The organism is Fodinicola acaciae (assembly GCF_010993745.1).
GTDB classification, from domain to species: domain Bacteria; phylum Actinomycetota; class Actinomycetes; order Mycobacteriales; family HKI-0501; genus Fodinicola; species Fodinicola acaciae.
The window spans coordinates 868,861-894,645 of record NZ_WOTN01000002.1 but is presented as its reverse complement, the minus strand read 5'-3'; the positions used below and the strand labels follow the sequence as shown (position 1 = coordinate 894,645).

Genomic DNA, 25,785 nt, shown 5'->3' with positions numbered 1-25,785 from the left:
GTCAGCCTTTCGACGGCGTACGAGAGATGTCCGGCTCAAGGTAGATGACCCGCGCGATCGGCACCGCGGCGCGGATTTTCGCCTCGGCGGCGTCGATCGCGGCCGCCACCGCGGCGGCGGTGTCGTCGTGGCGCACGGCGATTTTGGCCGCCACCAACAACTCCTCCGGACCCAGGTGCATGGTGCGCATGTGGATGATGCCTTCCACGTGCTCGACCGAGCCGATCGCGTCCTCGATCCGGCGGACCGCCTCCGCCGACGCCGACTCGCCGAGCAGCAGGCTTTTCGTTTCGACAGCGAGGAAAACCGCCACCGTGACCAACAGCACACCGATCGCGAGCGTACCGATGCCGTCCCACACGCCGTTGCCGGTCAGCAGCGTCAGGCCGACACCGAAAAGCGCGAAAACGAGACCGACGAGAGCCGCCGTGTCCTCCAGCAGGACGACCGGCAGCTCCGGTGCCTTGGCACGGCGCAGGAAGTTGATCCAGGACGCGTTGCCGCGCGTGTGGTTGGACTCCTTGATGGCCGTACGGAAGGAATAACCCTCCAGACCGATCGCCACCAGCAGCACGACCACCGGGACCCACTGCCACGACTCGATCGGCTCCGGATGTTCGATCTTGTGATATCCCTCGTACAGCGCGAAAAGTCCGCCGACGCTGAACAGCACGATCGACACCAGGAACGCGTAGACGTATCGCTCGCGGCCATAGCCGAAGGGATGCTCCGGTGTCGCCGCGCGCCGCGAGCGTTTTCCGCCGATCAGCAGCAAAACCTGGTTGCCGGAGTCGGCGACCGAGTGGATCGACTCGGCCAGCATCGACGACGAGCCGGTCAGGAAGAAGGCGACCAGCTTGGTCAGCGCGATGCCGAGGTTGGCCAGCAACGCGGCGACAATGGCGCGTGCGCCGCCCTCGGTGCTCATGCCGGCCTCCGCGCGGACCGTTCCTTGAGCTCGGTGACGGCTGGTACGACCACCGGGTCGATGCCGTGGCCGAGCGCCAGATACAGCGAGGCGAAGTCGGCGAGACCGACCAGCGACGCCAGCCGCTCCAGCAGCGACACGCCTTCGGCGTTGATGACGCTGATGCCGACGCCGCGCTCGCGCGCCAGCTCCTCGACCACGTCCGCACGAGCGGAGTCCGGTCGTACCGGCTCGGCACCTTCGGGCTCCACACCGGCGTCCGGCTCGTCGCGCAGCAGCACGACCCGCAGCCGGGTCGGGTCCGGACCCTTCTGCTCCTCGTCCAGGAACGGGTCGGCGAAGATGTCCTTCGGCCCGGCGACCGATCCGTAGATGCCGTCCAGCAGGCCCACCCTGCCCCGGCTGGCCTCCAGCAGACCGCCTGACGACGTGGGATAACGCGCGTTGGCGGCCAGCGAGTCGGCCATCCGGCTGGCCGCCACGGTCGCCAGCCGCGACGAGCCCCAGACCACCGGGATGGTGCCGGCGAGGTCCATCGCGAGCGTCTTGGCCGGATTGACGAACGTCTCCGCGGTGGGCCGGCAGCGGTCGGCATCGGCGTCGAGCCGCGTCGCCGCCTCGGCGATGTCGGTCTCGGTGATGGACGTGAGGCCGAGCGCGCGGCCGGTCAGCAGCACCGGCGCGGTCAGGCCCCAGAGGCTGACCCACGCGGGCCGGCGGCGCGGCACTGGTACGAACGGCGCGCGCGCACGCTCGGCGTACGACTGCAGCTCCGAGTCGGGCGCTCCGATCGCCACCAGCCGCGCACCGCGCGCGGCCGCCGCGTCCGCGGCGGCGATGGCCTCCGGGCCACGACCGGACGCCGACACGGCGATGACGACATCGGCGGCACCGACCCAGCCGGGGATGCCGGCGCTGCGGTGCGCCAACACCGGCACTGGGCAGCGCGGTCCGGCGACCGCGGCGAGGATGTCGCCGGTACGCGCCGCAGTGCCGACACCGGCGACGACAACGGATCGCGGCCGGCCTTCGTCGCCGAGCTGGTGCAGGCCGGCCTCGGCGGTCAGCTGGCTGGCCTCGCGTAGCTGAGCGCCGGCGCCGGCGATGCCGCGCAGCAGCTGCGCGGAGTCAAACTCCAGCAGGCCGTCGGGATTGTCCAGGCGTTCGGCGACGAACGCGCCAGGTGCGCTCACTTCTGCGCCGGCGCGCCGGTGCGGCGGGCCTCGTCGAGCAGCAGCACCGGGATGCCGTCGGTGATCGGGTAGACCCGGTCGCAGGACGTGCAGGCCAGCTCACCGGCACCGCCCGCGGCGGCCGGGTCGTACGCCAGCGTGGCATGGTCGTCGGGACACGCCAGGATGTCCAGCAGCGTCTTGTCCAGTGTCACGGTCACTCCCTGATCAAAGACAGCACCTCGTCGCGTAGCACCTCCATCCTGTCAGCATCGGGTGCCTCGACGTTCAGCCGCAGCAGGGGTTCAGTGTTGCTCGGCCGCAGGTTGAACCAGCAGCCGTCGGCCAGCGTCACCGTCAGACCGTCCATCCGGTCGGTCACCACACCGGGCCGGCCCTCGTACGCGAGCGCCACCTTGGCGGTGCATTCTGCCTGGTCATCGACGGTGGAGTTGATCTCGCCGGAGCTCGCGTAACGGTCGAAGCGCGCGGTCAGCGCGGACAGCGGACCCCCGTGCTCGGACAGCGCGGACAGCACGTGCAGCGCGGCCAGCATGCCGGTGTCGGCGCGCCAGAAGTCGCGGAAGTAGTAGTGCGCCGAGTGCTCGCCGCCGAAGACCGCGTCCGTACGCGCCATCTCAGCCTTGATGAACGAGTGGCCGACGCGCGTACGCACCGGCTCGCCGCCGTGCTCCTTGACGATGTCCGGCACGGCCCTGGAGGTGATCAGGTTGTGGATGATCGTGCCGCCGGGATGCTTGGCCAGCTCGCGTACGGCCACCAACGCGGTGATCGCCGACGGCGACACGCACTCGCCGCGCTCGTCGATGACGAAGCAGCGGTCGGCGTCGCCGTCGAAGGCCAAGCCGGCGTCCGCGTGCTCCTGCTGCACGCGTTTCTGCAGGTCGACGAGGTTGGCAGGGTCGAGCGGGTTGGCCTCGTGGTTGGGGAAGTCGCCGTCCAGCTCGAAATACATCGGGACGATCTCGATCGGCAGACTCTTGAACACCGCCGGCACGGTGTGACCGGCCATGCCGTTGCCGGCGTCGACCACGACCCTCAGCGGCCGGCAGCCGTCGAGGTCGACCAGCGAGCGCAGGTGGCGCGCGTACGCATCGAGGATCTCGACCTGCTCGATGGTGCCGGTTTTGCTGTCGTCGCCGGGGTTGGCGAGCAGCTCGGCGGCGGTCTCGCGGATCTCGGCGAGCCCGCTGTCCTGGCCGATCGGCGCGGCGCCGGCGCGGCACAGCTTGATGCCGTTGTAGCGCGCCGGATTGTGGCTCGCGGTGAACATCGCACCCGGCGCGTCGAGGTGGCCGGAGGCGAAGTAGAGCATGTCGGTGGAGCCGAGCCCGGCGTCGAGCACGTCCAGACCGCGCTTGCGTACGCCGTCGGCGAAGGCTCTGGACAGCGGGATCGACGACTCGCGCATGTCGTACGCGATGACCACCCTGGTGGCGCCGTCCTTGCCGACGAGCCGCGCGAACGCCTCGCCGAGCGCGGTCGCCACCGCCTCGTCGAGGTCGTCAGGGACGACACCGCGCACGTCGTACGCCTTCACGGTCCTGGACAGATCGCGGCGGGTCTGCGACGGCACGTACGCTCCTCTTGCTGCTTGGCCAGCTCTGGTCGCCGCCGAGCGTACCCGCGCCGGATCGGGCCCGGCCTCAACCGCCGGTCCAGCCTCATCCCCCTCTCAGGATCTACGCCGGCTGGCCGGCATCCCACTCAGGTATTTGCGGAACGACAGTTATCGGGGAAGCAGGACACCGTGGCGGGCGGCCAGGGCGTAGAGGCGGCCGCGCAGGTCCGTACGCCTGGCCACGTCCAGCAGAGCGGTCACCATCATCGGCTGCGGCTCACGGTCGGCGACCAGCAGGCCGACCTGCGGCAGCCAGCTCTGGCCGGCGACCGGGATGACACGCAGGCCGTCCGGTACGCCGAGCGGATAGAGCCAGGCGTGCGCGATGACGCTCGACCAGCGATGCGTCGCGACGTGCGCGTACAACGCCGAGATCGTGTCGGTCTCGATCGTCGGCGACGCTTTCACGCCTGCCTCGGCGAAAAACGAGTCGAGGATGCGGCGGTTCTGCATGACGTCCTGGAGCAGGCACAGCGGGGTCTGCGACATCTCGGCCCAGGTCACCGAAGTCCGTCCGGCGAACTCACTGTCCAGCGGGGTGAGGAAAAGATAGTGCTCCTCATACAACGGCACGGTGCGTACGCCCGGCACCGGCTCGCCGTCGACATAGCTGACACCGACATCCAGGTCGGCGTCGGCCAGCCGGCGCAGGATGTCCCGTGAGGACAGCGCTTCCAGCGATGCCTGCGCGAGCGGATGCTCGACGCACAGCGGCGTGGTCAGCAGCGCCGTCGCGTTCAACGCGGTCGGGATCGCGCCGACCCGCAGCTGGCCGGTGAGACCTTCGCGCATCGCGCCGATCTCGTCCTGCAGCGCGTCACGCTCGGCGAGAATGCGGCGAGCCCACATGACAACGCGCTCGCCTTCCGGCGTGAAACCGGCAAAACGGCGGCTGCGGCGTACCAGCGGCACGCCGAGCTCCTCCTCCAGCTTGCGGATCGCATCGGACAACGACGGTTGCGACACATGGCACTCGGCCGCCGCGCGCGCGAAATGCCGCTTCGCCGCGAGCGCGGTCAGATATTCCAGCTGCCGCAGCAACATCAGGTGTCCAGCGTCGCCAGCGCGTCGGCTCGCGGCTGGCGCAGCAACGACCAGCCGGCCAGGAAGAACGGCGCGGTCAAAGCCAGCGTCGCGAGCGCGGTGAGGATGCCGGTCGGTGCGGCGATGACCAGGCGCTGCGTGAGCTCGGAGAGCACCGCGCCAAGTGCTGGCGCCGGAGGCTCGGCGCCGACTCCGGCGAACTGCAGGCCGGTGAGCACGGCCAGCGCCACACCCCAGGCGACCAGCAGCAAACCGCCGGCGGACCGGATGGCCGACAGCGGCGACTCCAACCGCGGCCGCGCGGCGCTGACGACGGCGGCCGCGAGCCGCGGCGCCAGCAGGAGCGCGAACGCGAGCACTGCCAGCCAGCGGTCCGCGCCGACCAACGTGACGCCGGCCAGCAGCAGTGGAGCGACCGTCACCAGCCGTCCAGGCACCAACAACGCCTCGGCGACCGTACGACCACCACGCGGCAGCCGCTGCTCCAGCAGGACCGCGACGCCACCCCAGACCAGGCCGACCGCCGCGGCGAGCGCGACACCGCCGAGCGTCACCAGCCAGGCGCTGCGAAAGCCGGTCACCAGCCGCGCGAGCACGTCACGGCCGAGCATGTCCGTGCCGAGCAGGTGTCCCAGCGAAGGGCCGGCGGCGGACTGCGAGATGTCGAGCGAGGTGCCACTGCCGGCGAACAACGAGCCCACCAGGGCCAGCAGCGGCACGGCAAGCGTCACCGGCGCGGCGATGCTCAGCACCGTACGCAGTATGGACCGCTCCGCGACGGCCGTCGGTGCCGGCTGGTCGAGCCATTCGGCGAGCGTGCCGGCGACCGCGCCGAGCAGCTGTCCGACCAGCGCGAACAGCAGCAACGTCGTCACCGCCGCGGCGACGACCGCGCCGTCCTGACCGACCAGCGACCGCACCAACAGCTGACCGATGCCAGGCTGCGACACCAGCGGCTCGACGATCACCAACGCACCGGTCAACGCCGCGAGCGCGCGGCCGGCGGCGCCCACGCCGGCCAGCCAGCCCGGCAGCCAGGACCGCCGCTGCCACGGCTCGCCGGCCGCGACCGCGACCAGCACCGCGACGACACCGGCCAACGCGAGCGCGACGACGACCGCGCGTCCAGCGCCGGCAAGGCCGGCGCCTGCGCTCGACGCCAGCAGGATGATCGGCAGGGCGACCGGTGCCGGCGGCGTCCAGAGCGTGCCGATCAGCCAGCCGACCGCACCGCCGGCCCGGCCGGCATCGGACGGCAGCATCGTGCGCAGGCCAGCGGCGCCGAACCCGATGACCGCGCCGAGCAGCAACGCGATCGCCAGCGTGCCGAGGCTGGAGCCGAGCCGCTCGGTCACCAACTGCAGCGCCGGCACCCCGTTGACGACCGAATATCCCGGCTGTGCCGAGCCGCCGCGTACGCTCGCGGTCGGTCCGGCCGCGGCCAGCGCGCGCCAGATCGCGACACCGATGCCGCCGACGACCAGCACGCCGGCCGTACGCACGATGCCGGCGACCAGGATCTGGCTCGACCTGGTCCGCTCGGACGGCTGGACTGCTGTCGGCACACCGGCCTGCTGGCTCATGTCGTCCCTCGGATCCCGTGTCGAGCCTGTGTCTGCGGCGTCGATTGTCGGCGCGCCGGTGTGAAAGTGCCGTGAGACGGCGTCTGGAAACTGTGGTGGCAGAGAGTCGAGATCCAAACGTCGCTCTGCCGGTGCCGGACGAAAGCCCAAACAACAGCGCCATGGTGGGTTTTCGTCCGGTGCCGGCAGACGGCGTCTTGGGCTCGGCTATCGGTTGCCACAGTTTCCAGACGCCCTCTGAGGCCTACGGAGGGGTCGGCAGAGCGCGCAGGTGGCCGCGGCGGCCCGGCGGGTCGGTCGGGTCCGGCGGCGGCGGGTCGGCCGGCGGCGTCGGGCGGCCGGCTTCGCGTACGGCGTCGGCGAGCGCGGACAGGTCGTCGCTGGTCGGCGCCGGCGGCGCGTCGAAGTCGCCGTCCGGGCGGACCAGCTCCCAGCCGCGCGGCGCGGTGAGCCGCTTGGCGTGCTCGGCACAGAGGTCGTAGGTGTGTGGCTCGTGCGCGGTGGCCAGCGGACCGACGACGGCGGTCGAGTCGGCATAGACGTACGTCAGGGTCGCCACCGCGGGCAGCGGGCAGCCCGATCTCGAGCAGCTGCGGTGTGACCTCACGCCGGGCACGTTAGCCCGCCGCGGCCGCAGATACCAATCCCGCACGTCAGCGGCATCCCGCCTGACCTGTCTGTCATCCCTCGCACACCTCAGCCGTCCGACACGCACACGCTAACCGTCGAGTTGAGCCTTACCCATCCTCCCACCACCCCCCGACAGTCCGACGCCAACCTGGATGGCGCGTCTCTGTTAGCTGCTCTGTCGGCTGGACGGAATACACTGCCGGAGTGACTGCCACGCACCGCCATCGGACTCGCGGCGCTCGACGCGACCGGCGCGGCCGCGGCATGCGGGGACTGCTCGCGCCGGTGTCGGTGCCGCTGTCCCGCAGCCGCTCACAGCAGTTCGACGATCTGGTGCTGGACGCCGTCGAGCACCTGGAGTCGCGGTGGTCCAGCCAGCTGCGCCGCGTCGAGTTCGCGGTGGAGGACGTGCCGCCGGAGCTGCCCGCGTACGACTCGGACGTGCTGGAGGACGGCGAGGTGCCGCTGGCCCGGCTGCTGCCACCGGTGCCGACCAGCCGCGGCCGGCGCAGCGCGGCACGCATCGTGCTCTATCGGCGGCCGCTGGAGGTGCGCGCGATGGACCGCGAGGACCTCGCGGACCTGGTGCACGACGTCATCGTGGAGCAGGTGGCCAACCTGCTCGGCATCAACCCGGAAGACCTCGAACGCGGCCCCGACAACAAGCCGTAGACCACGTCGAGGGTGAGGTTCAGCGGTGCGTCAGAGCGCACCCAACCTCACGGGGCAGTAGACCTAGACCGCGCGGCGCTTCAGACGGCGACGCTCGCGTTCGGAGAGGCCTCCCCAGATCCCGAACCGCTCGTCGTGCGCCAGCGCGTACTCCAGGCACTCGGCCCGCACCTCACAGCCGGTGCAGATCCGCTTGGCCTCCCGCGTCGAGCCGCCCTTCTCCGGGAAGAACGCCTCCGGGTCGGTCTGCGCGCACAGCGCGCGGTCCTGCCACTCCGGCACGTCCTCCACGAACGTCTCGGCCAGCAGAGCCGCTTCCAGCTCCGCTCCGCCCTCGGCGATCCCGCCCTGCGTTACGTCTTCGCTGCTGTCCATGTCACTCTGCCTCCTCGCCTTGACACCGGCGGAGTCCGTTCTCCGCGGTGCTGCGACCCCCTTGCGGCGGAAGCCTCACTTGGTCCCCGTAACAAATTACACGCGTGTAATGCACCCCACGTCAAGCCGAGATCTGCTATAAAGCCCAGCTTTACCCCTGGCCGGCCGCCTCGACGGCCAGCCGAAGGGCCGGCCGGCGCGCCGCCGACCAGCCCTCTGACCTGCGAATATGCCTCACGAGTCGGAGTTGCGACCCTCCGCCTCGCGGCGCGCCCGCTCGACCGCGTCACGCATCTCCGGCGAGATGACCTGCGTGTGCTGGTCATCGTCGTCATCGGTCGGCGAATACGACGGTTCCGGCGTGGACTGTGGCGCACCCCACACCGAGCTCGGCGCCGGACCCGGCGGCGGGCCAGGCGGCAGCGACGGTGACGGCGGCGTGGAACCGCCGTACCTCGGCGGCTCCGGCGCGCTGCCACCGCTGCCGGGCACCGACCACAACCGGGTCGCGCTGGAGTCGTCGTCGCTCGGACCGCGCGGCGGCTCGGGCGTCGCCGGATAGGGCGACGAGTGCGGCGGACCCCAGCTCGGCGTCGGTGGCGGGCCGCCGGGGCCGGCCGGTGGTAGGGGTCCGGGCGGACCGCTGGACGGCGGCACCGGTGGACCACTGCGCGGCTCGTTCGGCGCACCCCAGCCGGGCGCGGCGGCCGGTCCGCCGAACCCGGGACCGGCCGGGCGCCCGGGACCGCCAGGAGGCGGACCCTGCGGCGGGCCTGGTGGTAGGCCCTGGGGCGGACCTTGCGGTTGGCCTTGATGTGGGCCCGGTGGAGGCCCCTGCGGCGGGCCACCGGGCGGAGGACCGTATCCGGGCGGACCCTCCGGCGGCGGACCACCGTACGGACCGCCGGGTGGTGGCGGCGGGAATCCAGGAGGCGGACCGCCAGGTCCACCGGGTCCACTGGGTCCACCGGGTCCACCAGGGCCAACGGGACCGCCGAAGCCGCCGGGACCACCAGGAGGCGGACCCTGCGGCGGACCCTGCGGCGGGCCTTGTGGCGGGCCTTGTGGCGGGCCCTGAGGCAAGCCCTGTGGCGGACCCTGCGGAGGGCCTTGCGGCGGGAAGCCGGACGGACCGCCGTGCTCGGGGCCAGGCGGCACCGGCGGAGCACCGAAGCCACCGGGGCCACTGGGTCCGCCGGGGCCACCGGGACCGGCCGGGCCACCAAGCGCACCGGGACCGAACCCGCCGGGACCGCCGGGACCGAATCCGGGTGCACCGGGGCCGCTCGGACCGCCGAAGCCGGGCGGCGGATACGGCGGCGGACCGCCGGGTCCACCCGGTGCGGGCGGACCGCTCGGGCCGCCGACGCTCACCGGACTGCCGGGCGCGCCGGGACCACCGAAGCCGCCAGGCTCACCGCCTGGACCGGCCGGCGGCGGAGCGGCCACCCCGATCGAGCCAGGACCGCCAGGACCAGCACCGAAGGTGCCGGGACCTGGCAGCGGACCAAAGCCACCAGCGTCAGGACCACCGGAGCCAGGACCACCCACGGACGGGCCACCGGACGCGCCGGCCCCCACCGGCTCACCGGTACGGCCACCCTCCGGGCGGTCGTCCGAGCCACCGCCAGGACCGCCGAAACCAGGACCGCTCACTGGCGGCGCGCTGGACGGCCACGGTCCGCCCGGACCACCGCTCGGCGGACCGGGCACGACTGGTACGGCCTGGCCGGCGCCACTGACCGGAGCCGGCGCGCCGGAGACCGACGCACCAGGCACGCCGGACGACGGCGCCGACGGCGCACCGGACACGGACGCGCCAGCCTGCGGGTCGCCGGACTGTACGGGCAGGCCAAACTGGTCGAGCTGCGGCTGCTGGTCACCGACCTGCACCGGCGGCTGCTGGCCGAACTGGCCATAGCCGGGGGGCGCGAAAGCCGAGGACGGCACCTTCTTCTGCTGGTCGAGCAAGCCACCGACCTTCAGGACGACCAGGATCGCCGCCGCCAGCAGCACCAGCTGTACGAGGTGCAGGAACGCGGTCTCGACGGTCGCACGCAGGTCGAAGACGGCCGGGCCGCCGTCCGCGCCGGCACCGGTGCCGGCGAAGAAGCCGGCGACGAAGGTGATCAGCCCGAACAGCGCGGCCAGCGCGTACTCGCCGAGCGCCACGAAGCCGATGACCTGCGTGAGCCGCAGCTTCGGTCCGGCGTACGCGGCGACCAGCACGGCGACCAGCGGCAGGCTGAGCACCTCGAAGCCGACGAACTGCTCGAACGTGCTCACCGCGCGGAAGCTGAACGACGAACCGGTGCCGGCCGGGATGATCAGCTGCTCGATCGCCACCAGCAGCGCGACCGCGTTGACCGCGAGCAACGCGAAGCAGATCGGTAAGCGAAACGGTCCCAAAACATCTGCTCGGACGTCAGCTGGGCGACTGGCGTCACTTTCTGTGCTCACGGGTTTCCCCCTCGGATTCGCCAGGTCTTCCGGCCGCAAGCCTGTCACATGGCGCAAAACCCTTCACCCCGTGACCCGGCCGGCGGCTTTGGTGCGAGGTCGGCGAGGATAGACGCATGCGCATTGTCGTGCTCGCCGGCGGCATCGGTGGGTCCCGCTTCCTGCTGGGTGTACGCGCCGTCGCCGGGGGTTCCGCCGAACCGGTGACGGCCATTATCAACACCGCCGATGACGTGACCCTGCACGGGTTGCGCATCTGTCCTGACCTGGACAGCGTGATGTACACGCTCGGTGCCGGCATCGACCCGGAGCGCGGCTGGGGCCGGGCCAAGGAGACCTGGACGGTCAGGGACGAGCTGGCCGCCTACGGCGCGGAGCCGACCTGGTTCGGCCTCGGCGACCGGGACATCGCGACCCACCTGATCCGCACGCGGATGCTCAACGCCGGCTATCCGCTGTCCGCGGTGACCGACGCGCTCGCCGAGCGGTGGCGGCCGGGCGTACGCGTGCTGCCGATGACCGACGACCGCGTCGAGACGCACGTCGTGGTTGCCGACGACGACAACGGAACCAACCGGCGCGCAATGCACTTCCAGGAGTGGTGGATCCGCCACCGCGCCGAGTTGCCGGCGGAGAAGTTCGTGCCGACCGGTGCCGAGGACGCGGCGCCGGCGCCCGGGGTCGTCGAGGCGATCGCGTCCGCTGACCTGGTGCTGATCGCGCCGAGCAACCCGGTCGTCAGCATCGGCACGATCCTGTCGGTCGGCGGCATCCGTACGGCGTTGGCGCAGACCTCCGCGCCGGTCGTCGGCATCTCGCCGATCATCGGCGGCGCGGCCGTACGCGGGATGGCCGAGCGGTGCCTGCCGGTGGTCGGTGCCGAGGTGTCGGCGGCCGGGGTCGCGCGGTTGTACGGCGCGCGGCGCGGCGGCGGCCTGCTGGACGGCTGGCTGGTCGACGAGACCGACGCCGGCGCGTCGGCCGAGGGAATAGAAGTCCGGGCCGTGCCGCTGTGGATGCACGACGTGGACGCGACCGCGGCGATGGTGCGCGCGGCCATCAAGCTTGCTCAGGAGGTGCGCGGTGCCTGACCGCGATCCGGCGCCACTGCGGATCCGGCCGGTCACCGGCCTCGGCGAGGTCCGGCCCGGCGACGACGTCGCCGCCCTGATCGCCGAAGCCGCTCCGTGGCTGGCCGACGGTGACATCGTCGTGGTGACCAGCAAGATCATCAGCAAGGCCGAGGGCCGGCTGATCTCGACTCCGGCCGACGAGCGGGGTCGTGAGCGGGCTCGGCAGGCGGCGATCGACGCCGAGACCGTACGCGTGGTCGCGACCCGCGGACCGACCAAGATCGTCGCCGACACGCGCGGTCTGGTGCTGGCATCCGCCGGAGTCGACGCCAGCAACGTGTCGACCGACGCGATCGCCCTGCTGCCGGTCGATCCGGACGCTTCGGCGCGGAAACTGCGCGATGGACTGCGCGAAAGACTCGGCGTGTCGGTCGGTGTCGTCATCTCCGACACGATGGGACGGGCCTGGCGGATCGGTGTCGTCGACGTGGCGATCGGTGTCGCCGGCCTGTCGCCGCTGCGCGACCACCGCGGCGAGTCGGACAGCTATGGCAACCAGCTGCAGATGACCGAGGTGGCCGACGCCGACCAGATCGCGTCCGCGGCGGAGCTGGCCAAGGGCAAGACGACCGGCGTACCCGTCGCGGTGATCTCCGGACTGTCCACTGTGGACGATGGCCGGGGCGCGTCGGCGATGGTGCGCGACATCGAGTCGGACATGTTCTCGCTGGGCACCGACGAGGCGCTGGCTCAGGGCCGGCGTGAGGCCGTACACCTGCGCCGGTCGGTGCGTGACTACACCGACGAGCCGGTCGATCTTTCGGCCGTGCGCCGCGCGATCGCCGCCGCGGTCACCGCGCCGGCGCCGCATCACACGACGCCGTGGCGCTTCGCCGTGCTGACCGATCCTGAGCGCCGGCTCAAGCTGCTCGACGCGATGCGCGACCAGTGGGCCGAGGACCTGCGCGGCGACGGCTTCGACGAGGCCGCGATCACCCGGCGGCTGCGCCGCGGAGATCTGTTGCGGCGCGCGCCGTTGCTGATCGTGCCATGTGTCGTACGCGACGGCGCGCACCCGTATCCGGACGCGCGGCGCGCCGAGGCCGAGCGGACGATGTTCAGCGTCGCGATGGGGGCCGGCGTGGAAAACCTGCTGGTCGCGCTGGCCGCCGAGGACCTCGGCTCGTGCTGGGTCTCCTCGACGCTGTTCTGCGCCGACCTGGTGCGCTCGATGCTGGACCTGCCGCCCGGCTGGGAACCGATGGGCACGGTCGCGGTCGGCCGCGCCGCCGCGCCGGCCAAGCCGCGTCCGCCGCGTGACCCCGCCGACTTCGTGATCGAGCTGTGACCACCGCGTTGCATGCCGATGCGGTGGCGACACTCGGCGAGTGGCGCCCGGAGTCGCACGCGCAGGAGTCGTTGCGGCAGAGCTACCTGGCGTTTCTCGCCGGTCGCGAGGACGCGTTGCGGCGATCCTGCGCGGCTGGCCACCTGACCGCCAGCGCCGCGGTTTTCTCGTACGATCACAGCAAAACGCTGCTCACGCTGCATCCGCGGGTCGGCGCTTGGCTGCAGCTCGGCGGTCATTGCGAGGACGACGCGACGCTCGCCGCGGCGGCGCTGCGCGAGGCCACCGAGGAGTCCGGCATCGACGGCCTGGTCCTGGACCCGGCACCGGTCCAGCTGGACGCGCACGCGGTGACCTGCTCGCTCGGCGTGCCGACACGGCACCTGGACGTGCAGTTCGTCGCGGTCGCGCCGGCCGGCGCCGAGGCCGTACGCAGCCACGAGTCGCTCGACCTGCGCTGGTGGCCGGTCGACGCGTTGCCTGGCGACGACGCGTCCGTACGCACGCTGGTCACCGCGGCCCTCGCGCGGCTCGCCGCGGGGTCCCCTACGTGCGCCCGGCTTGAGTTTTAACCTGTTTGGCTCTGGCGGTCGCGGGGGCTGTCTGTTTGCGGTCGGTGCCGGAGGACCGCAGCCGCATGTGACTGCTGTGGCCAACCATGCAGGTGAGACAGCCTGACCGGGTAAAACTTGGTTAACAAGACATCAAACCGGGCAATTGGCACCCCAGGCATCGAGCCCAGCCCGGCGAGCATTCACAACAGCATTACTCACCTCAGGAGTCACACCCACCACTGAGGCTGACGGTCACGCAGGCGTGAAAGCCGTGTTTCTTGCATCCAGCGCCAGTAACTCGACATTCACCCCACCGGTAAACCTCACAAGGCAGACATTTAGCGCTACATGCAACCCAGAGGTTAAACTCAAGCCCGGTGCGCGCAGGGTGGCCCGGCGGCCAGAACGACCGATGCCGATTCGGGCCAGTCGGCGACAATGAATTGCGGCGCCTTGCGACTGCCGGCAAGATTCCGACAATGACGAGCCAGAAGAGGCTGCGGACCGTTGGCGCCGCGGTGATCACGTTGCTGGGACTGCTCGCGGCGATGGCCACACCGGCCGCCGCGGCCACGCAGCCGCCGTTCGATCCGAAGGCAGTGCCGGGATCGCAGGTCGTGTACGTCTCCGCACCGAAAGGCTCCTCGTACGCCACCATGCAGTACTGGCAGCGCACCTGGCACGGCTGGTCGCGGCTGGCCAGCGTCGACGCGCGCGTCGGTCCGCCGGGGATTTCCAAGGACGCCAGCGAATACGTCAGCTACACGCCGGAAGGCATGTTCACGCTGACCGAGGCCTTCGGCCGCCAGCACAATCCCGGCAGCCGGCTGCCCTATCGCTATGTCGGCACGTCCGACCGCTGGTGGTGGGTGTCCGATGTGGACAGTCGCTATTACAACCAGCCGTACTACTGCGAGGCGTCGAAGTGTCCGTTCGACACGGACAAGAGCGAGAACCTCGGCCACGCCGGACCGGTCTACGACTACGCGGTGGTGATGGACTACAACCGCTGGCCGGCGATCCCCGGCAAGGGTTCGGCGTTTTTCATCCACGTCACCAACGGAAACGCGACCGCCGGTTGCGTTGCCGGACCGCATGACTCGATCGTGCAGCTGCTGCGTTGGCTCGATCCGCGCCAGCATCCGGTGGTCATCACGAAGGCGGTCTAGGCCGCGACCGCGTGCGCTGTCTCCAGGAAACGGCGTACGAGCGGATTGTCGGCCGACTCCGGATAGGCCAACGCCAGCGGTACGGTCATCCGCGGGCTGCGTAACGGCCGGAAAGTCGCGCCATTGACGCCGAGCTGCCGCAGCGACTCCGGCACGATCGCGATGCCGAGGTCGGCGGCGACCAGCGCGACGAGCGTGGCGCTGTCCGGCACGATCTGTCGTACGCGCGGCGTGAAACCGGCCTGCTCGCAGGCCGCCCGCATCACCGCTGCCGATCGCGGTGATGGCGGACGAAAGCCTGCGTACGCCCGGCGACGCGCTCCTGCTGACCCGTCTCCGCGCGGCCGACGTTTTTTCGCTCAAGACCACGAAATCTGGCGGTCTGCGGCACACTCGCGCCATCGCCGACATCGCCGCGGCGGCCGGTGTCGCCTGCCATGTCGGCACGTCGATCGAGACACCGGTCGGCACGGCCGCTTCGCTGCAGCTGGCCTGCACCGCTCCGGCCGCGACCTGGGGGAGCGAGCTTTTCGGACCATTGCTGATGACCGCGGACCTGGTGACCAGTCCGCTGCGCTATGCCGACGGCGAGCTGCACCTGCCGACCGGTCCCGGTCTCGGCGTCGAACTCGACATGACCGTTGTCAAGGCGTTGGCGAGGGACTGAGATGCTTTTCCACGTACGCATGGATGTCACGCTGCCACCCGATCTCGACCCGGCGCGTCGCGACGAGCTGGTCGCCGCCGAACGCGTACGCGCGCAACAGCTGCAGCGGGCTGGAAAATGGCGGCACCTGTGGCGGATCGCCGGCCATTACAGCAATATCAGCGTCTTCGACGTGGAGTCGGTCGACGAGCTGCACGACATTCTCTGGCAGCTGCCGCTTTTCCCGTACATGAGCATCACGGTGACGGCACTGGCGCGCCACCCGTCCGACATTGGCTAGCCCGGGTGTTTCATGCGGGCTAGTCGTCGGAGACGCGCTGGACGTGCTCGATGTCGTCTTCGGAATATCGGTGCGGCGACCGCGGAATGAGCCGCCGGGACACCGGCTCCGGCTCGATCTCCGGCGCCGCGTCCTCGTCCGGCGTGACCTCCTGGAGCAGCCGCAGCTGGCGCTGCCGCTCACGAATCCGCGTCAGCACGGCGATGGTCAGGCCGTGTGCCGCCGCGATCAGCAGCAGGATGATGCCGAGCTTGCTGACGACGCGTACCAGCGGATCGGAGCCACCGAAGTTGATGGCCGAGATCAGTGCCAGCACACCTAGGACGATCAGGTGGAACAGGACAACGACCAACCGCGTGATCGGCGCGGCCGCGCTTGCCTCCGGACCGTACGCCTGACGCAGATACTGCCTGCCGCTGCGCATGATCAGCTGGCCATCTATGACCACCAGAACGACGCCGATGGCGAGAAAAGCGAGGTATTCGCCGGTCGAACCCATGCCGCATCACCTCCGTATGCGGACGGGTTACCCGGCGGGTGGCGGCTTTAACGCGGACTGCGGCAGCTTCACCGATCCCTTGCGCGCGGCCGGCGCCGACGGCGGCGGCACCATCGGGCCGATGTCGCCGTCCGGCGCCTCGTCCAGGTCGATCATCACCGGTGCGTGGTCGCTCGGACCGGAGCCCTTGCGGGCCTGCCGGTCGACCCAGGCCGCCTTCACCCGGCCGGCGACCGGCTCGCCGGCAAGCACCAGGTCGATGCGCATGCCCAGGTCGCGGTGGAACATGCCGGCCCGATAGTCCCAGTAAGTGAAAACGCGCTCGTCCGGCCAGCGGTCGCGTACGACGTCATGCAGGTCGAAGGCGGCGATGGCGGCGCGCTCGGGCTCGGTGACGTGCGTCTGGCCGACGTACGCGGCCGGATCGAACACGTCGGCGTCGGCCGGCGCCACGTTCATGTCGCCGCACAGCACGACCTCCGCCGGACCGTTGGCCACCACCTCGCGCAGCGCCGCCAGCCACTTGAGTTTGTATTGGTAATGCTCGGAATCCGGCTCGCGGCCGTTGGGCACGTACAGCGAGTGAACCCGTACGCCGGCGCAGGTGGCCGCGACCGCGCGCGCCTCCTGATGCGGAAAGCCGGGAGCGCCCTCGACGCCGACCGTCACGTCTTCCATGCCGACCTTCGACAGCAGCGCGACGCCGTTCCACTGCACCTCACCGGCGTACGCGATCTCGTATCCGCGGCCGGTGATCTCGTCGCCGAGCAGCTTGCGGAACGCCTCGTCGGTCAGCTTCGTCTCCTGCAGGCACACCACATCGGGCTGCCGCTGGTCGAGCCACGGCAGGAACCGCGGCACCCGCTGCTTCACCGAGTTGACATTCCAGGTCGCTATCCGCACGGTCGATCCTCTCTCGTCTTCAGCTCTCCCCCATTGTCCGCCTGACCCCGACAGTCCCCCGCCGCCCCTCCAACTACCTGCTACAACCCGAAACTGTCGTACGTGTGTGGGTAAATTGCCCCCTCCCTATCGGGTGGGGGGTGGGTCTGAGAGGTTGCAAGCAATTTCGCGAAAATTTGGCCCCGTCAGTCACATTGGCCACATGAGCCACGCGAGCCACCGGCCGGATGGTCGCATGGACCCCTTGCGTGCGTCTGGCGCACGCATGGTGGCCTTGCGTGCGTACGCCAAGCGCGCAAAAGGTGCATTTAGCGCTACACGATGCGCCGATGGAGACGCGCACTCACGAACTCGACGTTTTGGTCGTCTATATCGTTGTAAAACCACCAGAACGTCGAGTTCGCGCGCGGAGACCGCGGCGCACCAAGATCAACTCCGAACTTATGTAAGTTTTCCACGCGAACCCACCCCCCACCCGATCTGGGTGGGGGCCCAGATTGGCAGGGGGGTACGACAGTTTCGAGCTGTAGCGGGTAGTTAGAGGAGGTCGGTCCGGCCGGTGGACTTGAGAGTTTCCACGATGGTCTTGACTTCCTGGGCGCGCGACCGGGGGCACACGAGGACGGCGTCCGGGGTGTCGACGACGATGGTGTCCGGCATGCCGAGGACGGCGACCAGGCGGTCCGAGGACGGTACGACGACGGCGCCGGAGCTGTCGATGGTGAGCACCTGGTCGGCGTCCCCCAGCACGACCGGACCGTCGCCAGCGGCGGAGACGGTGGCCACCGAGTCGTAGTCGCCGACGTCGCTCCAGCCGAAGTCAGCCGGTACGGTCGCGACGCGGCCGCGCGCGGCGGCGGCCTCCATGATGCCGTGGTCGACGGAGATTTTCTTGAGCTGCGGCCAAACCCGACCAAGGACCTGGTCGGCGGACGGACCGTCCCAGGCCGCCGCGATCTCCAGCAGACCAGCGTGCAGGTCAGGCAGCTCGCGCTCCACCTCGGCGAGGAAAACCGCGGCCTGCCAGACAAACATCGAGGCGTTCCACAGATACTGGCCGGAGTCCACATAGGACCGAGCCACCTCGAGCGCCGGTTTTTCGGCGAATTCCTCGACGACGTACGTGCCGTCGACCGCCAGCGGACCACCGCGCCGCAGATAACCGTAACCGGTCTCCGGACGCGTCGGCGTCATGCCGACGGTGACCAGCGATCCGGTCTCCGCCAACGAAATCGCCGTACGGATCGTCGTGACGAAGGCGGCCTGGTCCACGACCACGTGATCCGACGCGAAGGACGCCATCACCGCGTCCGGGTCGCGGCGCGCCAACACGGCCGCCGCCAGGCCGATCGCCGGACCGGAGTCGCGCGGCGACGGCTCGACCAGGATGTTGCCGGCCGGTACGTCCGGCAGCTGCCGCGCGACAGCGGCCGCGTGCGCCACGCCGGTGACGACCAGGATGTCGGAGGTCAACGGCAGCAGACGGTCCACAGTGGACTGCAGCAGGCTGCGCTCACTTCCACCGAGTGGATGCAGGAACTTCGGCGACGACGCGCGCGACAGCGGCCACAGCCGCGTACCGCTTCCGCCGGCCGGAATGACCGCGTGAAAACTCACGAGGCGGCCGCGCGAGCGTACGCCGCGACATGCGCGTCGGCGCTGGACGCCCAGGTGAACTGCGCGGCGCGGGTGTGCGCCGCCTCGCTCAACCTACGCCGCCGCGGCTCGTCGTCCAGCAGTGCGGCCAGGTCGGCGCCGATCTTGGCGGCGTCCTCACCGGTGTACGCGACGGCGTCGCCGCCGACCTCCGGCAGGCTCAGCCGCGGCGTGGTCAGCACCGCCGCGCCGCAGGCCATCGCCTCCAGCACCGGCAGGCCGAAACCCTCGCCGTGCGACGGATACGCGACAACGTCGGCGCCGCCGAGGAAGCCCGGCAGGTCGGCGAACCGCAGATAACCCGGCCGCAGCAACCGCAGCCGCGCCGGCACCTCGGCGATCGCCTGGTCGATCTCGCCGTCATGACCGGAGCCGCCGGCGATCACCAACGCCGGCGGGTCCGTGCGCCCCTCGCACGCGCTCACCCAGCCGCGGATCAGGTTGGGCACGTTCTTGCGCGGCTCCTGCGCGCCGAGGAAGGCCACATAGCCGGACGGGCACGACGGCCCGACCAGGCCGAGCCGCGACCGTACGCGCGCACGCTCGGCCTCGGACGGCTGGTGGAACAGGTCGGCGTCGACGCCGTGATAGGCCACGTCCAGCCGGGTCGGATCGGCGTCCAGCAGCCGGATCAGCTCGTCGCGGGTCGCCTTGGACGGCACCAGTACGCGCGCCGCGCGCTTCAGCGACGTGCGGATCGCCGACCGGAAGAACGTCCCCTTGGCGCGCTCATAATGACCCGGCTCGGTGAACCAGGTGGCGTCGTGCACGGTGACCACGACCGGGCAGGCCGACCGCAGCGGAGCGGTGTAATGCGGCGCGTGGATGACCTTCGCGTTGACCTGCTGCGCGACCAGCGGCAGGCCGGTCTGCTCCCAGGCCAGCCGCGCCGACCGGCGGCTCACCGCGGCCGGGCCTGGCACGACCGTCGCCGCCGGCGCCAGCCGGCCATAGCGCTCGGCGTCCGAGCGCTGGCAGGCGATCGCGAGATCGCAGCCGATGGCGTCCAACGCCGGCACCAGACCGTCGATGTAGCGGCCCACACCGCCTCGGTCGGCTGGTACGGCCGTCGCGTCGATGAGGACCCGGCCGAAACTGCTTGCCTGCATCGAGGCCGACTCAATCACTGCCGATCACGCACCCGCGCCGTAGGTCTGCCATGGCTCTTTGGTGGGCTCCACACGGCCCACCCTACGACGACTGCGCTGCGCATTGGTGACGGACGTCGCATTGACGCGTAAACGCCGAGTGCTATCCGATCCGGCGCGACGCTTGGTAACGAATCCCTGGCAAGACGCGCGTGCCGCCGTCACCCGGACACTCGGTGACACTGGTCTGCCGGTGCGGGAAAACCGTCGGCACGCGTACGGTCACCCGTGTCCGGTAACGCGTGTTCGGACCACCGGTCAGCGTCGTCGTGCCGGTCGGATTCACGTGATAGCGACCGAGTTCCCAGGCGATGTACGCAGCCGCCGCGTTGCGCATCGCGACCGGCGGCGCCGCCTTGGAGAAGTCGCCGAGCAGAGCGACACCGAGCGTCTCGTAGTTGAAGCCGCCGGCGTGCGCGCCGATCGGGGCCTTGTCGAGACCGCCGAAGCGGCCTTCCCAGATCCGGCCGAAGCGGTCGACGATCGCGTTGTAGCCGATGTCGCCCCACTTCAGCGTCACGGCCTGATAGCGATAGATGCCACGCAGGATCGCCGGCACCTGCGCGCGCGTGTACGAGTTGCTGGTCGCGGTGTGATGGAAGGCGATGGCCTTCACCCGCGGCGAGAAGCTCGGCCGCCAGGTCATCAGCCGCGGGTCCGGGCGCCAGCCAGAGCGCGGATAGATCGCCGGCCGGCCCGCTTTCATCAGCGTCGGCTGTGGTTTCGCGTCCGCCGGTGAGGTGCCGGGGTCGATCAGCGCGAGCCGCAGATCGCGCGGCGGCTGGCCGGCGACCGTACGCACCGCCACCTCGATCGCGTCCGCCGCGCCGGTCCAGATCGGTCCGGTGCCGGTGCGCTCGCTGACCTGGCCGGCGTCCTCGGCCGACTCGGTCTGCCAGTCCGACCAGGCCGCGTCGCCGGCGCGCGTACGCACCGCGACCGACACACCGGTGACCGCCGGATCGGCCCTCCAGGTGACGCCGACCAGCGAAAACGGCGTGAGGCCGGTGCGCGTCAGGTGCACGGTCGGCGGCATCGCACCAGCGCGTTTGACGGCGCCGAGCGGAATGTCGACCTCGCTGGACGGTGTCGCGGCCGGCTCGCTCTGGACCGGCAGCAGGCCGCTCACCAGCAACACCAGCGCGGCCACGGCTCGATACATGTCACCCTCCCCACCGGTCACACGAGCATCAAGTGCACCATCTCTCCACAAAACGGTCAACCGGAGGTTTGCGAAGCTGTACGCATGACCCCGCAGACCGTTCCGTCCCTGTTCGCCGCGCGCGTCGCCGCCGACCCCGGCAGTCCGTTCCTGACGTACTACGACGAGGCCACCGGCCTCCGCATCGAGCTGTCCGCGACCACGCTGGACAACTGGGTCAGCAAGACCGCCAACCTGCTGGTCGACGGCGAAGGTCTCGGCGCCGGCGACCAGGCCGCGATCAGCGGCCCGCCGCACTGGCTGCACGCCGCGATCGCGCTCGGCGCCTGGACGGCCGGCCTGTCGATCGGCACTCCTGGCGAGGTCACCTTCGCCGCCGAGACCGGCCCTGACGGCGCCTACCTGTTCTCGCCTGACTCGCTGACCGGCTCGGTCGCCGACGGCCTGGACTTCGTCACCGAGGTGCGCACGCACGGCGACCACTTCGCGCCGGTCGCGCCGGTCGGGCCGACCGATCCGGCGACTCCGGAGCTGAGCCACGCGGCGCTGGTCGAGGCCGCCGGCGCGCGGGCCGCGGCGTTCGAGCTGAGGGCCGGCGCGCGCGTACTCATGGCCGTCCACGACCAGACGCCGATCGCCGAATGGCTGCTGGCGCCGCTCGCGGTCGGCGGCTCCGTGGTGGTCGTACGCAACGCCGACGACGAACGACTGGAGAAGCTGGCCGCCGACGAGAAGGTCGCCGCGATCATCTGACGCCGCTAGCCGAAAAATGTCGGACCTAGGGTCTGGCGAGGACTCTGGCTCCGGGCGGCAAAATCAGCTCGTTACATTCGGGCCCCGATTGTCCCGGCCGCCGCAGGGTCAGGACCCCTTACGTGCGCGCCTTGGGTTCGACCACAGGCCCCGGACCGCGACCCAACCGAGGCCGACGTCAGGTTCCTGGCATTTGCGCCAGACGCACGCAAGGGGTCCTTGCGGCCGTTGCCGTAACCGGCCGGGGCCGGGCGGAAAACCAGGCCGGAGTTGTCGTACGCGCTCGTTAGGATTGCTTACGTGATTACCGCGTGAGTGACTCCTCGGGGAATAGATCTGGCTGGCTGAGGCGCCTGCTGGCGTACTGTTTCCGGCACCGCCGGCGGATGTACGTGGCGCTCGGCGGCGCGCTGGCGGCGGCGGCGATCGCGGCGTTGATGCCGCTCATCACCAAACACGTGGTGGACACCGTGGTCGCCGACAAAGGCGTCGCGGCGGTCTCGGTGACCGGCTGGATCGTGCTGCTGCTGATCGCCAGCACGTTGCGCTTCGCCGGCGCGTATCTGCGTCGCTATCACGCCGGCTGGCTGTCGCTGAACGTGCAATATGACCTGCGCAACGACCTGCTGGCGGCGCTGCAGCGACTGGACGGCGCGCGGCAGGCGCAGATGAACACCGGCCAGGTGGTCAGCCGGTCGATCTCCGACGTGACCATGGTGCAGGGCCTGCTGGCGTTCATGCCGATGGTGATCGGCAACGTGCTGCTGTTCGTGGTCGCGCTGGCGGCGATGTTCTGGCTGTCGCCGCTGCTGACGCTGATCGCGCTGGCCATCGCGCCGGTGCTGTGGATCGTGTCCTACCGCAGCCGCCGCGACCTGTTCCCGGCCAACTGGCTCGCGCAGCACGAGGAAGGCGAGGTCGCCGGCGTCGTCGAGGCGGCGATCACCGGCGTGCGCGTCGTGAAAGGGTTCGGCCAGGAGGAGCGCGAGCTCGACCGGCTCTCCGACCATGCGAAGACGCTGTTCAGCGCGCGGATGCGGTCGATCCGGCTGACCGCGCGCTATGCGCCGATCCTGCAGGTGGTGCCGGCGATCGGCCAGGTCGGCGTGCTGGCGCTCGGTGGCTGGCTGGCGCTGAACGGCCAGGTCACGCTGGGCACCTTCCTCGCCTTCACCACGTATCTCGGCCAGTTCGTCGGACCGGTGCGGATGTTCGCGACCCTGCTGACCATCGGCCAGCAGGCCCGCGCCAGCGTCGAGCGGGTCATGGAGGTCATCGACACGCGGCCGACGCTGACCGAGGCGGCCGGCGCGAAGCCGTTGCCGGACGGTCCGCTGTCCATCGAGCTCGACGACGTGCGGTTCGGGTACGACGCCGGGCGGCCGGTCCTGGACGGCGTCTCGCTGACCGTACGACCAGGCGAAACGCTCGCACTGGTCGGCACGGCCGGCTCCGGCAAGTCGACGATCGCGCAGTTGCTGCCGCGGTTCTACGACGTGCAGCACGGCACGATCCGGATCGGCGGCACGGACGTACGCGACACGACCATGGAGTCGCTGCGCCGGTCGATGGCGATCGCCTTCGAGGAAAGCTTCCTGTTCTCCAGCTCGGTCCGCGCCAACATCGCGTACGGCCGGCCGGACGCCACCGAGGCCGAGATCGTCGCCGCCGCGCGCGTCGCCCAGGCCGATGACTTCATCCGGGAGCTGCCGGACGGCTATGACACGGTCGTCGGCGAGCAGGGCCTGACGCTGTCCGGCGGCCAGCGGCAGCGGGTGGCGCTCGCGCGCGCTTTGCTTTGTGACAGCCGGATCCTGGTGCTGGACGACGCGACCAGCGCGATCGACGCGTCGGTCGAGGCGGACATCCACGCGCAGCTGCGGCCGGCGCTGGAGGGCCGTACGACGCTGGTCATCGCGCACCGGCGGTCGAGCCTCGCGCTGGCAGACCGCATCGCCGTACTCGACGCCGGCCGGCTGGTCGACATCGGCACCGAGGCGGAGCTGGACGAGCGGTGCCCGCTGTTCGTGGAGTTACTGACGGGTACGACGCAATCGGATTCCGATTGCGTCGACGGCAATCGATTTCCCGGCGTGGCGGAGGCCGCACCGGCCCAATCGGACACGAACGGCCGGCGCCCCACCGTGGCGGCCAGCGGCAACGGCAGGCGGCCGGCCCGGACCAGCCTGTTCGCGGCCGGCACGCTGGACGACGCGGACGCGGCGCGGCTGGCCACGCTGCCGACCGAGACCGACCCGAGGGTCGACGAGCCGGCGGCCCGGCAGGCGGACCCACAGTTCACGCTCCGCCGGCTGCTGCGGCCACTGCGCTGGCCGCTGGTCGCCGGCCTCGCGCTGGTGCTCGCCGACGCGGTCGCCAACCTGCTCGTACCAGCGCTGGTACGCACCGGAGTCGACGACGGCGTGACGCGGCAGTCGACGACCGTCCTGTTCGCCTGCGCGGCCGCGGCCCTGGTGATCGTGCTGGTCGACTGGGGAATCGCCACGGCTCAGCAGCGGATCACCGGCCGCACCGGCGAACGGCTGCTCTACACGCTGCGGGTCAAGACCTTCGCGCATCTGCAGCGGCTCGGCCTGGACTACTACGAGCGCGAGCTGTCCGGCCGCATCCTGACCCGGATGACGACCGACGTGGACGCGTTGTCCAACTTCCTGCAGGCGGGCCTGGCGACCGTACTCGTGAGCATCCTGACCCTCGGCGGCGTGCTGGTCGCGATGCTGGCGCTGGACGCCAAGCTGACGTACGTCCTGGCCGCAGCGTTGCCGGTGCTCGCGGTCGCGACGGTCTGGTTTCGCCGGCTCAGCGTGCCGGCATACACGCTGGCGCGGGAGAAAGTCAGCGCGGTCAACGCGGCCTTCGCCGAGGACGTGGCGGGCCTGTCGGTCAGCCAGGCCTATCGCCGCGAGGCGTACGACATGGAGATTTTCCAGTCACGCAGCGACGAATACCGGCAGGTGCGGGCGCGTACGCAACGCTACATCTCGATTTACTTTCCGTTCGTGGAGTTTCTGTCCGGCGCGGCGACCGCGCTGATCCTCTGGGTCGGCGCCACGCAGGTGCACAGCAATGTGCTGACGGCCGGCGTGCTGATCGCTTTCCTGCTTTACGTCGACCTGTTTTTCGCGCCGGTGCAACAGCTTTCGCAGGTCTTCGACTCCTACCAGCAGGCCGCCGTCGGCATCCGCCGGCTGTCGGACCTGCTGCGTACGCCGACCTCGACGCCGGCGGCGGAAAACCCGCGACCGGTGCCGGCGCTGACCGGCGAGATCTGCTTCGACAAGGTGCACTTTTCCTATGCCGGCGCGGAAACCGAGGCGCTGGCCGGCGTCGACCTGCGGATCGCGCCCGGCGAGACGGTCGCGCTGGTCGGTGAGACCGGTGCCGGCAAGTCGACCGCGATGAAGCTGGTCGCGCGGTTCTACGACCCGACCGGCGGCGCCGTACGCGTCGAGGGTGTCGACCTGCGCGACCTGGACCTGGCCGCCTACCGCCACCGGATCGGCCTGGTGCCGCAGGAGCCGTATCTGTTCGGCGACACGGTCGGCGAGGCGATCGCGTACGGCCGGCCGTCGGCGACACAGGAGGACATCGCACGCGCGGCTCGCGCGGTCGGGGCGAGCCGGATGATCGCGGGTCTGGCCGGCGGCTATGACCATCCGATCGGCGAGCGTGGCCGCGGCCTGTCCGCCGGCCAGCGCCAGCTCATCGCACTCGCGCGCGCGGAGCTGGTCAACCCGGACATCCTGCTGCTGGACGAGGCGACCGCGGCGCTCGACGTGGCCAGCGAGACGGCGGTGAACCGGGCGACCGACGCGCTGGCACGCCGGCGTACGACGCTGGTCGTCGCGCACCGCCTCACCACGGCCTCACGTGCGGACCGCATCGTCGTACTCGACGGCGGCCAGATCGTGGAGATCGGGTCGCATGACGAGCTGCTGGCGGCGAACGGTCGGTATGCGGAGCTTTGGGATGCGTTCACCGGCGCTTTGGACAAGCGTCCAGCCTAAGTGACCGGTTTCTGAGGGTGAGCTGAGGAGGCGGACATA

The 25,785-nt window shown here is 70.6% G+C and carries 24 protein-coding genes; 9 read left to right on the top strand and 15 right to left on the bottom strand.

Annotation, left to right across the window (positions count from 1 at the left end; genetic code table 11):
* Position 1 precedes the first annotated feature (1 nt).
* The 7 genes from GNX95_RS19560 to GNX95_RS19530 all read right to left on the bottom strand — a co-directional run bounded on the left by GNX95_RS19560 (position 2) and on the right by GNX95_RS19530 (position 6,976).
* Entirely contained in the window at positions 2 to 928 is a 927-nt protein-coding gene (locus GNX95_RS19560; RefSeq protein WP_163508842.1) for a cation diffusion facilitator family transporter, read from the bottom strand.
* Positions 925 to 2,121 (bottom strand): SIS domain-containing protein, encoded by a 1,197-nt coding sequence (locus tag GNX95_RS19555; RefSeq protein WP_163508841.1) that lies wholly within the window; start codon positions 2,119 to 2,121, stop codon positions 925 to 927. The genes GNX95_RS19560 and GNX95_RS19555 overlap by 4 nt, the downstream gene beginning before the upstream one ends.
* Complete coding sequence (locus GNX95_RS19550; RefSeq protein WP_222853760.1) at positions 2,118 to 2,315, bottom strand: Trm112 family protein; 198 nt, start codon at positions 2,313 to 2,315, stop codon at positions 2,118 to 2,120. The genes GNX95_RS19555 and GNX95_RS19550 overlap by 4 nt, the downstream gene beginning before the upstream one ends.
* Positions 2,316 to 2,317: 2 nt before the next feature.
* Entirely contained in the window at positions 2,318 to 3,697 is a 1,380-nt protein-coding gene (locus tag GNX95_RS19545) for a phosphomannomutase/phosphoglucomutase (RefSeq protein ID WP_163508839.1), read from the bottom strand.
* Positions 3,698 to 3,850: 153 nt separating this feature from the next.
* On the bottom strand, positions 3,851 to 4,786 hold the full coding sequence (locus GNX95_RS19540; RefSeq protein ID WP_163508838.1) for a LysR family transcriptional regulator: 936 nt from the start codon (positions 4,784 to 4,786) through the stop codon (positions 3,851 to 3,853).
* Entirely contained in the window at positions 4,786 to 6,369 is a 1,584-nt protein-coding gene (locus GNX95_RS19535; RefSeq protein WP_163508837.1) for a hypothetical protein, read from the bottom strand. The genes GNX95_RS19540 and GNX95_RS19535 overlap by 1 nt, the downstream gene beginning before the upstream one ends.
* 244 nt (positions 6,370 to 6,613) lie before the next feature.
* Positions 6,614 to 6,976 carry a DUF3499 domain-containing protein gene (locus GNX95_RS19530; RefSeq protein ID WP_163508836.1) on the bottom strand — a complete coding sequence of 121 codons (363 nt, stop codon included), beginning with the start codon at positions 6,974 to 6,976 and terminating at the stop codon, positions 6,614 to 6,616.
* Between the two features lie 227 nt (positions 6,977 to 7,203).
* On the opposite strand from GNX95_RS19530, the gene GNX95_RS19525 reads away from it, so the two are divergent.
* The gene (locus GNX95_RS19525) at positions 7,204 to 7,671 is read left to right on the top strand and encodes a metallopeptidase family protein (protein ID WP_246281677.1); all 468 of its coding nucleotides are present in this window, start codon (positions 7,204 to 7,206) and stop codon (positions 7,669 to 7,671) included.
* Between the two features lie 63 nt (positions 7,672 to 7,734).
* Here GNX95_RS19525 and GNX95_RS19520 read toward each other — a convergent pair whose 3' ends face one another.
* Entirely contained in the window at positions 7,735 to 8,046 is a 312-nt protein-coding gene (locus tag GNX95_RS19520) for a WhiB family transcriptional regulator (protein WP_246281676.1), read from the bottom strand.
* A gap of 234 nt (positions 8,047 to 8,280) precedes the next feature.
* Entirely contained in the window at positions 8,281 to 10,455 is a 2,175-nt protein-coding gene (locus GNX95_RS43840) for a hypothetical protein (RefSeq protein ID WP_163508835.1), read from the bottom strand.
* 167 nt (positions 10,456 to 10,622) lie between these two features.
* On the opposite strand from GNX95_RS43840, the gene cofD reads away from it, so the two are divergent.
* The 4 genes from cofD to GNX95_RS19495 all read left to right on the top strand — a co-directional run bounded on the left by cofD (position 10,623) and on the right by GNX95_RS19495 (position 14,650).
* A complete protein-coding gene (cofD, locus tag GNX95_RS19510) occupies positions 10,623 to 11,597 on the top strand; it encodes a 2-phospho-L-lactate transferase (protein ID WP_163508834.1) in 975 nt (324 codons plus the stop codon).
* The gene (locus GNX95_RS19505) at positions 11,590 to 12,927 is read left to right on the top strand and encodes a coenzyme F420-0:L-glutamate ligase (protein ID WP_222853759.1); all 1,338 of its coding nucleotides are present in this window, start codon (positions 11,590 to 11,592) and stop codon (positions 12,925 to 12,927) included. Before cofD ends, GNX95_RS19505 begins: the two co-directional genes overlap by 8 nt.
* Positions 12,924 to 13,499 (top strand): NUDIX domain-containing protein, encoded by a 576-nt coding sequence (locus tag GNX95_RS19500; protein WP_163508833.1) that lies wholly within the window; start codon positions 12,924 to 12,926, stop codon positions 13,497 to 13,499. The genes GNX95_RS19505 and GNX95_RS19500 overlap by 4 nt, the downstream gene beginning before the upstream one ends.
* Positions 13,500 to 13,960: 461 nt before the next feature.
* On the top strand, positions 13,961 to 14,650 hold the full coding sequence (locus tag GNX95_RS19495) for a L,D-transpeptidase family protein (protein WP_163508832.1): 690 nt from the start codon (positions 13,961 to 13,963) through the stop codon (positions 14,648 to 14,650).
* Here GNX95_RS19495 and GNX95_RS19490 read toward each other — a convergent pair.
* The gene (locus GNX95_RS19490) at positions 14,647 to 14,913 is read right to left on the bottom strand and encodes a LysR family substrate-binding domain-containing protein (protein WP_163508831.1); all 267 of its coding nucleotides are present in this window, start codon (positions 14,911 to 14,913) and stop codon (positions 14,647 to 14,649) included. The two genes, GNX95_RS19495 and GNX95_RS19490, sit on opposite strands and share 4 nt — an antisense overlap.
* A 17-nt stretch (positions 14,914 to 14,930) precedes the next feature.
* Between GNX95_RS19490 and GNX95_RS19485 the strand changes: the two genes are divergently transcribed.
* Positions 14,931 to 15,317 carry an enolase C-terminal domain-like protein gene (locus tag GNX95_RS19485; protein WP_343034899.1) on the top strand — a complete coding sequence of 129 codons (387 nt, stop codon included), beginning with the start codon at positions 14,931 to 14,933 and terminating at the stop codon, positions 15,315 to 15,317.
* A 1-nt stretch (position 15,318) separates the two neighbouring features.
* On the top strand, positions 15,319 to 15,597 hold the full coding sequence (catC, locus tag GNX95_RS19480) for a muconolactone Delta-isomerase (RefSeq protein WP_163508830.1): 279 nt from the start codon (positions 15,319 to 15,321) through the stop codon (positions 15,595 to 15,597).
* A 19-nt stretch (positions 15,598 to 15,616) separates the two neighbouring features.
* On the opposite strand, the gene GNX95_RS19475 is transcribed toward catC, so the two are convergent.
* The 5 genes from GNX95_RS19475 to GNX95_RS19455 form a co-directional block, all read right to left on the bottom strand.
* Positions 15,617 to 16,096 (bottom strand): DUF2157 domain-containing protein, encoded by a 480-nt coding sequence (locus GNX95_RS19475; RefSeq protein ID WP_163508829.1) that lies wholly within the window; start codon positions 16,094 to 16,096, stop codon positions 15,617 to 15,619.
* Positions 16,097 to 16,123: 27 nt separating this feature from the next.
* Complete coding sequence (locus tag GNX95_RS19470) at positions 16,124 to 16,999, bottom strand: exodeoxyribonuclease III (RefSeq protein WP_163508828.1); 876 nt, start codon at positions 16,997 to 16,999, stop codon at positions 16,124 to 16,126.
* A gap of 537 nt (positions 17,000 to 17,536) precedes the next feature.
* A complete protein-coding gene (locus GNX95_RS19465) occupies positions 17,537 to 18,616 on the bottom strand; it encodes a mannose-1-phosphate guanylyltransferase (protein WP_163508827.1) in 1,080 nt (359 codons plus the stop codon).
* Positions 18,613 to 19,764: a glycosyltransferase family 4 protein gene (locus GNX95_RS19460; RefSeq protein ID WP_163508826.1), complete on the bottom strand. Its 1,152-nt coding sequence runs from the start codon at positions 19,762 to 19,764 to the stop codon at positions 18,613 to 18,615. Before GNX95_RS19460 ends, GNX95_RS19465 begins: the two co-directional genes overlap by 4 nt.
* Before the next feature lie 142 nt (positions 19,765 to 19,906).
* A complete protein-coding gene (locus tag GNX95_RS19455; protein ID WP_163508825.1) occupies positions 19,907 to 20,965 on the bottom strand; it encodes an N-acetylmuramoyl-L-alanine amidase in 1,059 nt (352 codons plus the stop codon).
* 84 nt (positions 20,966 to 21,049) lie between these two features.
* Between GNX95_RS19455 and GNX95_RS19450 the strand changes: the two genes are divergently transcribed.
* Complete coding sequence (locus GNX95_RS19450) at positions 21,050 to 21,718, top strand: TIGR03089 family protein (protein ID WP_163508824.1); 669 nt, start codon at positions 21,050 to 21,052, stop codon at positions 21,716 to 21,718.
* A gap of 311 nt (positions 21,719 to 22,029) precedes the next feature.
* Entirely contained in the window at positions 22,030 to 25,746 is a 3,717-nt protein-coding gene (locus tag GNX95_RS19445; protein ID WP_246281675.1) for an ABC transporter ATP-binding protein, read from the top strand.
* Positions 25,747 to 25,785 lie beyond the last annotated feature (39 nt).

What these genes read in the sequence shown, in the direction of transcription:
- catC (WP_163508830.1), top strand. Translation starts at nt 15,319, where the DNA reads ATGCTTTTCCACGTACGCATGGATGTCACGCTGCCACCCGATCTCGAC.
- GNX95_RS19520 (WP_246281676.1), bottom strand. Translation starts at nt 8,046, where the DNA reads ATGGACAGCAGCGAAGACGTAACGCAGGGCGGGATCGCCGAGGGCGGA.
- GNX95_RS19490 (WP_163508831.1), bottom strand. Translation starts at nt 14,913, where the DNA reads ATGCGGGCGGCCTGCGAGCAGGCCGGTTTCACGCCGCGCGTACGACAG.
- GNX95_RS19495 (WP_163508832.1), top strand. Translation starts at nt 13,961, where the DNA reads ATGACGAGCCAGAAGAGGCTGCGGACCGTTGGCGCCGCGGTGATCACG.
- GNX95_RS19455 (WP_163508825.1), bottom strand. Translation starts at nt 20,965, where the DNA reads ATGTATCGAGCCGTGGCCGCGCTGGTGTTGCTGGTGAGCGGCCTGCTG.
- GNX95_RS19460 (WP_163508826.1), bottom strand. Translation starts at nt 19,764, where the DNA reads ATGCAGGCAAGCAGTTTCGGCCGGGTCCTCATCGACGCGACGGCCGTA.
- GNX95_RS19540 (WP_163508838.1), bottom strand. Translation starts at nt 4,786, where the DNA reads ATGTTGCTGCGGCAGCTGGAATATCTGACCGCGCTCGCGGCGAAGCGG.
- GNX95_RS19535 (WP_163508837.1), bottom strand. Translation starts at nt 6,369, where the DNA reads ATGAGCCAGCAGGCCGGTGTGCCGACAGCAGTCCAGCCGTCCGAGCGG.
- GNX95_RS19475 (WP_163508829.1), bottom strand. Translation starts at nt 16,096, where the DNA reads ATGGGTTCGACCGGCGAATACCTCGCTTTTCTCGCCATCGGCGTCGTT.
- cofD (WP_163508834.1), top strand. Translation starts at nt 10,623, where the DNA reads ATGCGCATTGTCGTGCTCGCCGGCGGCATCGGTGGGTCCCGCTTCCTG.
- GNX95_RS19560 (WP_163508842.1), bottom strand. Translation starts at nt 928, where the DNA reads ATGAGCACCGAGGGCGGCGCACGCGCCATTGTCGCCGCGTTGCTGGCC.
- GNX95_RS19450 (WP_163508824.1), top strand. Translation starts at nt 21,050, where the DNA reads ATGACCCCGCAGACCGTTCCGTCCCTGTTCGCCGCGCGCGTCGCCGCC.